The sequence below is a fragment of the Cupriavidus sp. C3SS-1 genome, from assembly GCF_057073755.1.
In genome coordinates this window covers 799102-811529 of sequence record NZ_CP172699.1, presented here as the reverse complement: position 1 = coordinate 811529, position 12428 = coordinate 799102, and the positions used below count along the sequence as shown (strand labels likewise).

12 protein-coding genes are annotated in these 12428 nt (G+C 66.1%); 7 read left to right on the top strand and 5 right to left on the bottom strand.

All coding sequences use genetic code 11. The features are described from left to right. Positions 1 to 98 precede the first annotated feature (98 nt). Positions 99 to 2423, bottom strand: a complete 2325-nt coding sequence (locus tag ACIGJC_RS03810) for a DNA translocase FtsK (RefSeq protein WP_483710700.1) — start codon at positions 2421 to 2423, stop codon at positions 99 to 101. 166 nt (positions 2424 to 2589) lie between these two features. Between ACIGJC_RS03810 and trxB the strand changes: the two genes are divergently transcribed. From trxB to ACIGJC_RS03795, 3 genes are all read left to right on the top strand, one after another. Further along, positions 2590 to 3555 carry a thioredoxin-disulfide reductase gene (gene trxB, locus ACIGJC_RS03805; RefSeq protein ID WP_483710699.1) on the top strand — a complete coding sequence of 322 codons (966 nt, stop codon included), beginning with the start codon at positions 2590 to 2592 and terminating at the stop codon, positions 3553 to 3555. A gap of 74 nt (positions 3556 to 3629) precedes the next feature. Beyond that, a complete protein-coding gene (locus tag ACIGJC_RS03800) occupies positions 3630 to 4304 on the top strand; it encodes a Smr/MutS family protein (RefSeq protein WP_483710698.1) in 675 nt (224 codons plus the stop codon). After that, the gene (locus tag ACIGJC_RS03795) at positions 4304 to 4945 is read left to right on the top strand and encodes a trimeric intracellular cation channel family protein (protein ID WP_483710697.1); all 642 of its coding nucleotides are present in this window, start codon (positions 4304 to 4306) and stop codon (positions 4943 to 4945) included. Before ACIGJC_RS03800 ends, ACIGJC_RS03795 begins: the two co-directional genes overlap by 1 nt. Positions 4946 to 4973: 28 nt before the next feature. Here the strand turns inward: ACIGJC_RS03795 and glnK are convergent, their stop codons facing one another. The 3 genes from glnK to ACIGJC_RS03780 all read right to left on the bottom strand — a co-directional run bounded on the left by glnK (position 4974) and on the right by ACIGJC_RS03780 (position 7035). Beyond that, the gene (gene glnK / locus ACIGJC_RS03790) at positions 4974 to 5312 is read right to left on the bottom strand and encodes a P-II family nitrogen regulator (RefSeq protein ID WP_039011353.1); all 339 of its coding nucleotides are present in this window, start codon (positions 5310 to 5312) and stop codon (positions 4974 to 4976) included. Positions 5313 to 5590: 278 nt separating this feature from the next. Then, complete coding sequence (locus ACIGJC_RS03785) at positions 5591 to 6550, bottom strand: GlxA family transcriptional regulator (RefSeq protein ID WP_483710696.1); 960 nt, start codon at positions 6548 to 6550, stop codon at positions 5591 to 5593. A gap of 5 nt (positions 6551 to 6555) precedes the next feature. Further along, entirely contained in the window at positions 6556 to 7035 is a 480-nt protein-coding gene (locus ACIGJC_RS03780; RefSeq protein WP_483710695.1) for a hypothetical protein, read from the bottom strand. Between the two features lie 246 nt (positions 7036 to 7281). On the opposite strand from ACIGJC_RS03780, the gene ACIGJC_RS03775 reads away from it, so the two are divergent. Genes ACIGJC_RS03775 through ACIGJC_RS03765 form a run of 3 tightly spaced genes read left to right on the top strand, consistent with a single transcriptional unit; the run spans position 7282 to position 8910 of the window. Further along, positions 7282 to 8271 (top strand): SLAC1 anion channel family protein, encoded by a 990-nt coding sequence (locus tag ACIGJC_RS03775; RefSeq protein ID WP_483710694.1) that lies wholly within the window; start codon positions 7282 to 7284, stop codon positions 8269 to 8271. 35 nt (positions 8272 to 8306) lie between these two features. Next, positions 8307 to 8633, top strand: coding sequence for a DMT family transporter (locus ACIGJC_RS03770; protein WP_483710693.1), 327 nt, complete (start codon positions 8307 to 8309; stop codon positions 8631 to 8633). A 19-nt stretch (positions 8634 to 8652) separates the two neighbouring features. Next, complete coding sequence (locus ACIGJC_RS03765) at positions 8653 to 8910, top strand: hypothetical protein (RefSeq protein WP_483710692.1); 258 nt, start codon at positions 8653 to 8655, stop codon at positions 8908 to 8910. A 12-nt stretch (positions 8911 to 8922) separates the two neighbouring features. On the opposite strand, the gene ACIGJC_RS03760 is transcribed toward ACIGJC_RS03765, so the two are convergent. After that, positions 8923 to 10971 (bottom strand): NAD(+) synthase, encoded by a 2049-nt coding sequence (locus ACIGJC_RS03760; protein ID WP_483710691.1) that lies wholly within the window; start codon positions 10969 to 10971, stop codon positions 8923 to 8925. Between the two features lie 205 nt (positions 10972 to 11176). On the opposite strand from ACIGJC_RS03760, the gene ACIGJC_RS03755 reads away from it, so the two are divergent. Further along, entirely contained in the window at positions 11177 to 12424 is a 1248-nt protein-coding gene (locus tag ACIGJC_RS03755) for a GNAT family N-acetyltransferase (protein WP_483710690.1), read from the top strand. Positions 12425 to 12428 lie beyond the last annotated feature (4 nt).

The following is a 12428-nucleotide window of genomic DNA, read 5'->3' as shown; positions in this document are numbered from 1 at the left end:
TGCCGCGGCGGTGCAACCTGTCTGGTTAGAGCGCTGGAGCGGCGCTGGATTCCGCCCGGCGCCACTTGCCGGGTAACTGCATGTTACCGATGCGGCGCTCAGTCATCTTCCCTTGCGGCGCCCGGCGCTGCAAGGATGTCCCGGTTGCCGTTGCCCGACATGGCCGAAACCAGCCCGGCTTTCTCCATATCCTCCAGCAGGCGAGCCGCGCGGTTGTAGCCGATGCGCAGGTGGCGCTGCACCAGCGAGATCGACGCGCGGCGGTTCTTCAGCACGACTTCCACGGCCTGGTCGTAGAGCGGATCGGCTTCGCCACCGCCGCCACCGATGCCCGCGCCGCCGCCAAAGCCGTCCGTACCGCTGTCGCCTTCGGTGAGGCCGCCTTCCAGGATGCCTTCGATGTAATTGGCTTCGCCGCCTTCCTTGAGCTTTTCCACCACGCGGTGCACTTCGTCGTCAGAGACAAAGGCACCGTGGACGCGCACCGGCATGCCGGTGCCCGGGGCCAGGTAGAGCATGTCACCCATGCCAAGCAGCGCTTCCGCGCCCTGCTGGTCGAGGATGGTGCGCGAGTCGATCTTGCTGCTGACCTGGAACGCGATGCGCGTCGGCACGTTGGCCTTGATCAGGCCGGTAATCACGTCGACCGACGGGCGCTGCGTGGCCAGCACCAGGTGCAGTCCCGCGGCACGCGCCTTCTGCGCGATCCGTGCGATCAATTCCTCGACCTTCTTGCCCACGACCATCATCAGGTCGGCCAGTTCGTCGATGACGATGACGATGGTCGGCAGCTTGTCGAGCGGCTCTGGTGCGTCCGGCGTCAAGCTGAACGGGTTCGGAATCTTTTCTTCCTTGGCCGCAGCCTCGTCGATCTTCTTGTTGTAGCCGGCCAGGTTGCGCACGCCGAGCTTGCTCATCAGCTTGTAGCGCCGCTCCATTTCCCCGACGGCCCAGTTCAGCGCGTTGCCGGCCTGGCGCATATCGGTCACGACCGGGCACAGCAGATGCGGAATGCCTTCGTAGACGCTCATTTCCAGCATCTTCGGGTCGATCAGGATCAGGCGAACGCTTTCGGGCTTGGCCTTGTAGAGCAGGGACAGGATCATGGCGTTGATCCCGACCGACTTGCCCGAGCCCGTGGTGCCGGCCACCATGCAATGCGGCATCTTGGCCAGGTCGGCCACCATCGGCTTGCCGGCGATATCCTTGCCCAGCGCCATGGTCAGGCTCGAGGCGCTTTCGTTGTAGACCTGCGAGCCGAGGATTTCCGACAGGCGCACGGTCTGGCGCTTCGGATTTGGCAGCTCCAGCCCCATGTAGTTCTTGCCCGGAATGGTCTCGACCACGCGGATCGACACGAGCGACAGCGAACGCGCCAGGTCGCGCGCCAGGTTCACCACCTGGCTGCCCTTCACGCCGGTAGCGGGTTCGATTTCATAGCGCGTGATCACCGGGCCCGGATAGGCGGCCACCACCTTGACCTCGACGCCGAAGTCCTTGAGCTTCTTCTCGATCAGGCGCGAGGTGAATTCCAGCGTTTCGGCACTGACGGTTTCCTGGTGCGGCGGGATCGGGTCGAGCAGCGCCAGCGGCGGCAGGTCCGAATCCTGGATATCGGCGAACAGCGGCTGCTGCTTCTCGCGCTCGACGCGCTCGTGCTTGGGCACCGCCTGCGGGCGCACGATCTGTACCGGCTGCGCTTCCTCGATGCGCACGCGCTGCACCTCCACGGTCTCGGTGCGTTCCACCTTGGCGGCTTCGCCGATGATGCGGTCCTGCTTGCTTTCACGCCGGGCCTTGAAGCCCAGGAACAGGGACTCGACAAAGCCACCGATCTGTTCGGCCACCGTCAGCCAGGAGAAATGGAAGAACAGCGACAGGCCGATGGCCAGCATCAGCAGCAACAGCAGCGTGGCGCCGGTAAAGCCCAGCGCGGTCTGCAGCCAGCCGCCGAGCAGGTCGCCCAGCACGCCGCCAGGCGCGCGCGGCAGCGCGGCCCGCAGCGGATACATGCGGATGGCTTCCAGGCCCATGCTGGAAAAGAGCGTCAGCGCGAAGCCGATCCAGCTCACCGTCACGCCCTGGCGATGCTCCTCGCGCTCGGGCAGTTCCGCGGTCAGCGTGCGCCAGCCGCGCCAGCAGCGGCGCACCAGCAACACGGCCAGCCAGTAGGCCGAGAAGCCGAAGATGAAGAACAGCACATCCGATACCCAGGCGCCCACGCGGCCACCGAGGTTGTGGATATCTGCCACCTGGTTGGCGTGCGACCAGCCGGGGTCGGTCTTGCTGTAGCTGGCCAGCACGCAAAGGAAGCCCAGCGTGACGGCCAGCAGCAGGAACCAGCGCACTTCGCCAAGCAGTTTGCCGATGCGCGAAGGCAGCGCCGACGGGTCCGTCCGGGTGGTGGTGGTTGCTCTGGCCATGCCTTGGTCTGGTTCGCTTGCAGGTGATGGTGGCGGCCATTTTAACGTGGCGCGGCCCTATCGCCGCCATTGGAATTTGCAACAGTGGGCAAATGCGGCTCCTCTTATAATGTCGGTTTCGAGCAATGCCGGTGCGCAGCATGGCGCACCGCCACAGGAACGCATCATGGCAAAACACGCAAAAGTGCTGATTCTCGGATCCGGTCCCGCCGGCTACACCGCCGCTGTCTACGCAGCCCGCGCCAACCTGGAGCCGGTGCTGATCACCGGTCTGGCGCAAGGCGGCCAGCTGATGACCACCACGGATGTCGAGAACTGGCCCGGCGACGCCAAGGGCGTGCAAGGCCCCGAACTGATGCAGCGCCTGCTGGCCCACGCGGAAGAATTCAAGACCGACATCATCTTCGATCACATCCACACGGCGAAGCTGACGGATGAAAGCGGCAACCCGGCCCGCCCGTTCCGCCTGATCGGCGACGCCGGCGAGTACACCTGCGACGCGCTGATCATCGCCACTGGCGCCTCGGCGCAGTACCTGGGCCTGCCGTCCGAGGAATCGTTCATGGGCCGCGGCGTGTCCGCCTGCGCCACCTGCGACGGCTTCTTCTACAAGAACCAGGAAGTGGCCGTGGTCGGCGGCGGCAATACCGCCGTGGAAGAAGCGTTGTATCTGTCCCACATCGCCAGCAAGGTCACCGTGGTTCACCGCCGCGACAGCTTCCGGGCCGAGCCGATCCTGGTTGACCGCCTGCTGCAGCGCGTGAAGGAAGGCCGCGTCGAGATCCGTTACGACAGCGTGCTGGACGAAGTGCTGGGCGACGAATCCGGCGTGACCGGCATGCGCATCCGCGGCGCAAAGTCGGGCGAGGCCGAAGAGATCAAGCTTGCCGGCGTGTTCATCGCCATCGGCCACAAGCCCAATACCGACCTCTTCGTCGGCCAGCTGGCGATGGAGAACGGCTACCTGATCACCAAGTCGGGCCTCACCGGCGATGCCACCGCCACCAGCGTGCCGGGCGTGTTCGCGGCCGGCGACGTGCAGGACCACGTCTACCGCCAGGCCATCACCAGCGCCGGCACGGGCTGCATGGCCGCGCTGGACGCCCAGCGCTTTATCGAAGCCCTCAAGTAAGCCCCTGCGGCCCGGCCGACCGGCCGGGCCCTCCCCCTGCCGATATAATTGGCGCCGAGCCCCCGGAGAATTCCATGACGCACGGCGCCAGCAAACCCGACCGTCCGACCAAGCGCTTTGGCCTGAATGACCTGGCCGGGCTGCGCAAAACCCTCAAGGCCGATACCGAGCGCCGCGAAGCCGAACGGCTCGCCGCCGAACAGGCCGCGGAACGCGCGCGCGCGGAAGCCGATGTCTTTCGCAGTAGCGTGGGCCACGTCAGCCAGTTGCGCGAGCGCAATCACGCCACTCTTCCGAGTCCCCGCCCCGCCCCGATTCCGGTGCAAACCCAGCGCAACGACAAGGCCGTGCTGGAAGCGTCCCTGTCCGATGAATACGATGTCGACATGCTGCTGGAAACCGACGAGTCCCTGTCTTTCCGCCGCCCCGGCATCGGCATGGATGTCGTGCGCAAGCTGCGCCGTGGCGAGTGGGTGCCGCAGGACAAGGTCGACCTGCACGGCCTGCGCAGCGACGAAGCGCGCGAAGCGCTGTCGGAATTCCTGCGCCGCTCGGTACGCAACGGCGTGCGCTGCGTGCGCGTGATCCACGGCAAGGGCATCGGCTCGCCCGACAAGCTGCCCGTCCTGAAAGGCAAGGTCCGCAGCTGGCTGGTGCAGAAAGAGGAAGTGATCGCCTTCGTGCAGGCCCGCGAGTCCCTGGGCGGCGCCGGCGCGCTGATGGTCCTGTTGCGCCAGCCGCGCCCCTGATGCACCTTCCGCTCGAATTGCTGATGGGGCGCCTGCCCCTGATCCTCCATGTGATGGAGGTGATCGGCATGCTTTCGTTTGCCGTATCGGGCGTGGTCGACGCGCGCAAGCAGCGCCTGGACGTGGTCGGCACCTTCGTCGTAGCGTTCGCCACCGCCTTTGGCGGCGGCACGGTGCGCGACGTCCTGCTTGATCGCCGCCCGTTCTACTGGGTCGAGCACGAAGGCTATGTACTGCTGATCTTCGCGATGTCGGTCGGCGCGTCGCTGGTGTTGCGCGTGGTCAGCCGCGTGGCGTCGGAGCGCGCCATGATCGTGGCGGATGCGATCGGCCTGGGCCTGTTCTCGGTGACGGGCGCCTCGCTGGCGCTGGTGGCGCAGATGACGCCGACCGTGGCGGTCATGATGGGCATCATCTCGGCCGTGTTCGGCGGGGTGGTGCGGGACGTGCTGTGCAATGAAGTCCCGATGATCCTGCGCGACCGCTCGCCCTACGCGACATGCTCGTTCGTGGGCTGCTGGGCCTATATGGGGCTGACCTGGCTGCAGGTGCAGCAGGAAGCCGCGCTGCTTACCGGCGCACTGAGCATCATCGCGATGCGGCTGGTATCAGTGCGCTACGGCTGGAAACTGCCGAGCTGACGCCTGGCGGCGGCGCCCGGCGCATGCATCAGACCGCCGCTTCGTCCTGCTCGCCGGTACGGATACGGATGACGCGCTCGATCTCCGTCACGAAGATCTTGCCGTCGCCGATCTTGCCGGTATGCGCGGCCTTGACGATCGCGTCCAGCACGGTGTCGAGCTGGTTTTCGGCGACCACGACCTCGATCTTGATCTTCGGCAGGAAGTCGACCACATACTCGGCGCCGCGATACAGCTCGGTATGCCCCTTCTGGCGGCCAAATCCTTTCACTTCGGTCACCGTCAGCCCCGTCACGCCAACATCCGCGAGCGATTCGCGCACTTCGTCGAGTTTGAACGGTTTGATGATGGCGGTAATCTGCTTCATGACTGGCCCCTGGTTATAGTCGTTGGGTAACGCGCCGCCGGCGCGCAACGGGCGCGCACAGGGCGTGGTTCGCTTGGCATTTTACCAGCCATTGACGCGGCCTATCGATGGCGTGCGCCGTTCAATGCATGCGCAAGGTGCGCTGGCACGCGCGTGACTCGGCAGCCTCGCGCGCCACATGGCTGTGGATAACCTTGTGGGCAACCCTGTGATGAACCGGTGGCACAAGTTGTGGATCCCCTGTGGATCCCCTGTGGACGGTATGTGGATAGTTTCGGCTATGCCGTCGCGCGAAAGCGCCTGCGGTAGTCGGCTGGTGACACGCCCAGCCGCCGGATAAACGCGCGGCGCAGGCTGTTCGGGTCGTTGAAGCCTGTCAGAGCCGCGACGCGCTTGAGCGGATTGCGCGTTTCCTCGAGCAGGCGTCTGGCCGCGTCCATGCGCGCGCTCTCGACGAAATCCGCCGGCGTGACCTGGCATTCCTGCTTGAAGATCCGCGCGAAGTTGCGCGTGCTCATGCCGGCTCGCTCGGCCAGGCTCTCGACCGACAGCCGCTCCGCGAGGTTCTCGACCACCCAGTTCTGCACATCCCGGATCGCGCTCTTTTCCGCGCTCTGCGCGGCAAGGTGCGCACTGAACTGGGACTGGCCACCAGGCCGCTTCAGGAACATCACGAACTCGCGCGCGACCTTCAGCGCCACGGTGCGCCCGAAATCCTCCTCGACCATGGCCAGCGCCAGGTCCAGCCCGGCCGTGACGCCCGCGGAGGTGTACAGGTTGCCGTCCTTCACATAGATCCGGTCCGGCTGCACCCGGACCTGAGGAAACTGCCGGGACAGGCGTTCCGTGGAATTCCAGTGCGTGGTCGCGCTGCGCCCGTCCAGCAGGCCGGCGTGGGCCAGCAGCATGGCCCCGGAGCATACGGAGCCGAGCCGCCGCACCGTATGGGCATAGCGGTTCAGCCAGGCTCCGATTGCGCTGTCGTTCTCGAACAGGCTGACGTGCGGGCTGCCGGCGATCAGCAGGGTGTCGATATCCGGGCTGCTGGTTTCCAGCGTAGTGTCGGGCGTGATGGTCATGCCGTTCGACGCACGCAGCACGCCGGGCACCGGCGACACGATCTCGAATGCATAGGCCCCGGGCTCGCCCGCCTGGCGCGCCGCTTCGTGGAAGACATCGATGGGGCCGGCCAGGTCCAGCATCTGGACGCCGGGAAACGCAAGGACAGCGATCTTCATGACGGTCAGGCGGCGAATTCCGGTTTTGAAAGCTTAGTCAATTTCGGCCATCCCGCCCGTTCCGTGCCTTCGGCACGGGTCCGATAACGCACAATCGTAATCTCCGCGACACGCCGCCCCTCCAGCAAAGTCCGGCCCCGATCCAGCGGCGTGCTGTCCACGCGGCCGCGCTCTGCGCCCAGGACGGCGGCATCGCCGCCGGCCGCTCGCACGCGTTCCGCCACCCGTGAAAGCAGGATACGGCCCCCGATCCAGCCGTCGGGACTCTCCACCGTCGTGTAAGCCAGCACTTCGTACGGACCCGGCGGTTCACCGCGCGTCCAGATATCAATGCCGCCCACGCTTTCCCGCGCTCCGCCCCGGCCTTCACGCAGCGCGTGGCTGCCTTCATAGCGCTGGATCGGTGCCTGGATACAAGCGGCAAGTCCCAGACAGCACAACACCACCCAGGTGAACCTGGCACCTCTCGACTTCCTGATTTTCATATCGCTTCCCGAGCCCTTTCAACGGAGACGGAGCGCAGTCTAGAGGGCCCGCCGGCAGCGAAAACGCGGTTGGCCGAGAGCATTCACGGATTGGCAGGAATTGCCGTAACTAGCCGCTTTAAGTCAGCTCATGCTTTTTCCATAATGCATTGCACCAGGGGCACCTCTCCATTCCGGAAATTTGCCCAGGGTCGTTCCACCGCCGATGCGACGCGCTCGGCAACCCAAAGAGGCAGACGAAGCACCATGACTATTGCAGCCAATCCCGCCGCCGCGGCGCCCCTCCAGCGCAGTTCGGTCCAGCATCTCCCGGTCAACCTGTTCGGCGCCGTCATGGGCCTGTCAGGCCTGTCGCTGGCATGGCGCGGCGCGAGCAAGGTATTTGGCACGAGCCCCGCCATTGCCGATGTCATCGGCGTGGTGGCCGTGATCACGTTCGTGGCGCTGGCGATCGGCTACCTGGCCAAGTGGCGCCTGTACCCGGCCGCCGTCAAGGCCGAGTTCAACCATCCGGTCGCCGGCAACTTCTTCGGCACCATCACCATTGCCATCCTGTTGCTGTCGTCGGTGGTCGGCGTCTACAGCGAGACGCTTGGCCAGGTCGTGTGGACCATCGGTTCGGTGCTTACCATCGCGCTGACCTATGTGATCGCGAGCCGCCTGTTCCGCGGCAAGGGCGACCCCGCGCATGTCGGGCCGGCCTGGCTCATTCCCGGGGTGGCGACGCTCGATATCGCGGTGGCCGGAGGCACCATGCCGATGGCCTGGGCGCCGGAGGTGAACCTGCTCGCGGTGTCGGTCGGTGCCGTGATGGCGCTGGTGTTCTTCGCGATGATCTTCTCGCGCCTGGTCCACCATGACCCCCTCCCCGCCGGCATGGTGCCTTCGCTGATCATCCTGATCGCGCCGTTCGAGGTCGGCTTCCTGGCCTACGTCAACGTCACGCAGCATGTCGACATGTTCGCCGCCCTGCTGTTCTACTTCGGCCTGTTCCTGTTCGTGGTGCTCGCGGCCAAGGTGTTCCGCCGCTCGGTGCCGTTTGCCGCGTCGTGGTGGGCCATCAGCTTCCCGATGGCCGCACTGTCCAACGCCGCGCTGAAGTACGCGCATCATGCGGATACCGGCATGCTGCATATCGTGGCCGCGGTCATCCTGGCGCTGCTGACCCTTGCTATCGCCGTGCTGTTTGTCCGCACGCTGCACCGCCTGTTCACGCACCGCCTGCTGGTCGGCTGATGTTCGATCCGTGTCAAACCCGAGCTTTTGCCAAGATGTCCTGGATCTTGCTGGCCTGCGCCGGCGTGCTGGAAATCGCCTTCGCCTTTGGCATGAAATGGTCCGCCGGCTTCAGCCGGCCGTGGCCAAGCCTGTTTGCCGTGCTCACCGGACTCAGCAGCATCATGCTGCTAACGCTCGCCTTGCGGTCCTTGCCGGTGGGGACGGCCTACGCGGTCTGGACCGGCATCGGCGCAGCGGGCACGGCCGTGCTGGGGATGGCATGGCTGGGCGAGCCGGTATCGCCGGCTCGCATCGGCTGCGTCGCGCTCATCCTCTGCGGCGTGATCGGGCTGAAGCTGCTCTCGGCCGACGTATCGTGACCCGACCGACAACAACCCCATGCCACTGATCGAAACCGCCGAACGGGTGCTGTTCCAGGCCCTGGTGCACAGCCATGAGGGGACCAACGCGGCGTTCCGCCTGACTGGCCGCGAACGGCAGCAGGCCGACCCGGCCGGCATCTACGGATATGCCGTGGTCGACTGCCTCGCCAGCGGCAGGCAGCAGGCCTACCCGCTCGATGAAAGCGCCGACTGGCTCATGGCTTTCCGCCAGGACCTGCTGGCCGGCAGCTTCGAAACGCCGCCGGCCGCCTAACCGGCTAGCGCCTCAGTCGGGCACCTTCTCCAGGTCCTTGAGCCACACCACCGATTCCGAGTCGCTCGGGGCACGCCAGTCGCCCCGCGGAGAAAGCGAACCGCCCGAGCCCACCTTGGGCGCGTTCGGGATACACGAGCGCTTGAACTGGCTGGTGCGGAAGAAGCGGTCCAGGAAGATCGCCAGGTTGCGCTTGATATCGGGCAGGCCGTACTGGTTGCGCGCCACATGCGGGCCATTGGGCCAGATGCCGCGCTCGCGGTCGCCCCAGGCATGCAGCGACAGGAAGGCGATCTTCGACGGCGCAAAGCCGAAACGCAGCGTGTAGTAGAGATTGAAGTCCTGCAGCTCATACGGACCGATGGTGCTTTCGGTCTTCTGCTCCGGGCCGTGGTTCGAATCGCCGGGCACCAGTTCCGGGCTGATATCCGTATCCAGCACGTTGATCAGCACATCCGAACCGCCTTCCCCGACCTGCCCGGTTTCCGCCACCCAGCGCACCAGGTGCGAGATCAGCGTCTTGGGCACGCTGGCATTCACGTTGTAGTGCGACATATGGTCGCCCACGCCGTAGGTGCACCAGCCCAGCGCCAGTTCGCTGAGGTCGCCGGTGCCGATCACGATCGCGCCGTTGTGGTTGGCCAGCCGGAACAGGTGGTTGGTGCGCTCGCCGGCCTGCACGTTCTCGAAGGTCACGTCATAGACCTTCTCGCCGCGTGCGTAGGGATGGTCCAGGTCCTTCAGCATCGCCAAGCAGCTCGGGCGGATATCGATCTCGCGCGCCGTGCAGCCGACCAGCTCCATCAGCTGGCGCGCCTGGCTCAGCGTGCGCTCGCTGGTGGCAAAGCCCGGCATGGTGTAGGCCAGGATGTTCGAGCGCGGCAGCCCTAGGCGGTCCATCGCCTTGGCGCACACCAGCAGCGCGTGCGTGGAATCCAACCCGCCGGACACGCCGATCACCACCTTTGAAATCTTGCTCGCAGACAGCCGCTGCACCAGCGCCTGCACCTGGATGTTGTAGACCTCGTGGCAGCGCTCGTCGCGCTGGCGCGGGTCGGCCGGCACGTAAGGGAAGCGCGCGACCTTGCGGTCCAGCGGCAGCGCCTTGTCCAGCGACACATCCAGCGCAAAATGGACCACGCGGAACTTGTCCACCTCGGCCTTGTGCCGGCGCACCGAGTGCCCGAAGGTGACCTGGTGCATGCGCTCGCGCGACAGGCGTTCGACGTCCACGTCGGCGAACAGCAGGTGGGAGGTATCGGCAAAGCGCTCGGATTCGGCCAGCAGTTCGCCGTTCTCGCAGATCAGCGCCTGGCCGTCCCACGCCAGGTCGGTGGAAGACTCGCCCTTGCCGGCGGAGGTATAGAGGTAAGCCGCCAGGCAACGCGCCGATTGCTGCGACACGAGCTGGTGCCGGTAGCCCGCCTTGCCGATCACGATATTCGACGCCGACAGGTTGACCAGCACCGTGGCACCCGCCAGCGCGGCGAACGACGACGGCGGGACCGGCACCCACACGTCTTCGCAGATCTCGGCATGGAAGCGGAAGAACGGAATGTCTTCGATCTCGAACAGCAATCCGGCGCCGAATGGCACGTCCTGGCCGAGCAGGCGGACGGAATCGGTGGCCGCATTGTCGGCTTCGCTGAACTGGCGTGCCTCGTAGAATTCCCAGTAGTTCGGCAGGTAGGACTTCGGCACCACGCCCAGCACGCGGCCCCGCGCCACCACCACGGCGCAGTTGAACAACTGGTGTTCGACGCGCAGCGGCATGCCCACGATCAGCGCCGCCGACAGCTTGCGCGAGGCGTCGACGATCGTGCCGAGCGCCGCTTCGCAGGCATCCAGCAGCGCACGCTGGTGGAACAGGTCGTCGCAGGTATAGGCCGGGAGTCCGAGTTCCGGGAACGCGACCAGCACGGCGCCCTGCTTTGCCGCTTGCGTCGCCAGCGCGATGGTTTCGGCCGCATTGAAGGCCGGGTCGGCCACGCGGCAGACCGGCACGCCCACCGCCACGCGCGCAAAGCCGTGGGAATACAGGTTGAAAAACGGATTCTTCATATCGGGCCTTTGCCGGCGTCTGCAGCGCGCCGGCGTGGGCCGGCGTGGGCCGGCGGCATCGGGGAATCTGGGGGCCGCACTGTGACGGCCATGCGCCATTTTACGACGCAGCGCACGCCGACGCTGCGGCAGGAGCGGCGTGCGGCGGTATCGGGCGGTTTCCGGTAGACTCGGCCCGATCGTTGGAGACAGGGAATCAGGCGCAATGCAGTCGGAATCTTGCAACCAGGGCGACGCACTCGACACGCGGCAAGCCGCGGGACCGCCTGAGCCTGGCAGCATGCGGGACTACCGGACCGAGATCGTCTCGGATCTCGCCGAAATCGCTGCGGATACCTGGGATGCCCTGGTCGCCACCGATCCTGACGCCACCCCTTTCCTGCGCCACGCCTTCCTGCACGCGCTGCATGCCAGCGGCAGCGCCTGCGCAGACACGGGCTGGAATCCGCGCTATCTCACCCTGTGGGCACCCGCTGCCAACGGCCAGCCGGAAAGGCTCGCGGGCGCCATGCCGCTGTACGCGAAGGCGCATTCGTATGGCGAGTACGTGTTTGACTGGGCCTGGGCCGATGCCTACGCGCGCAATGGCCTGGAGTACTACCCGAAGTGGTTGTCGGCCATCCCGTTTTCGCCCGTGCGCGGCGCGCGGCTGCTCGCCGGGAACACCGACGCGCGGCGGATGCTGCTGCAGCTCGCGCTGGCACTGGCGGCGGACAGCGGGATGTCATCGCTGCACGTCCTGTTCCCCAACGATGCCGAGGCCGACCTGATGGAACAGGCCGGCATGATGATGCGGCATGGAGTGCAGTTTCACTGGACCAATACGGGATATGCGAGCTTCGACGATTTCCTCGCCACGCTGTCGCAAAAGAAGCGCAAGAACATCCGCGCCGAGCGCCGCCATGTAGCCGAAGCCGGCATCACCTTCCGCCACCTGCGCGGCGCGCAGATCGACGACGAGGCCTGGCGCTTCTTCAACCGCTGCTACCGCCAGACCTACCACGAGCACCACTCGACGCCGTACCTGAACCTGGATTTCTTCCGGCGCATCGGTGCGGCCATGCCCCAGCACCTGCTGCTGGTGATCGCCGAGCGCGCGGGGCAGCCGATCGCCAGCTCACTGCTCGTCTATGACGATACGCCGGGCATCAGCACGCTGTACGGACGCTACTGGGGCGCGCTGGAGTATCACCCGTGCCTGCACTTCGAGACCGCTTACTACCAGCCGCTGGAGTTCTGCATCCGCCACGGCATCGGTACCTTTGAAGGCGGCGCGCAGGGCGAGCACAAGATGGCCCGGGGCTTCCTGCCCGTGCCCACGCGCTCGGCGCACTGGCTCGCGCATCCGGCCTTTGCCGACGCCGTGGAGCGCTTCCTGGTACGCGAACGCGAAGGCATCGATGCCTACCTGGACGAACTGAACGAGCGCACGCCGTTCGCCCAGCGGGACTGACGGC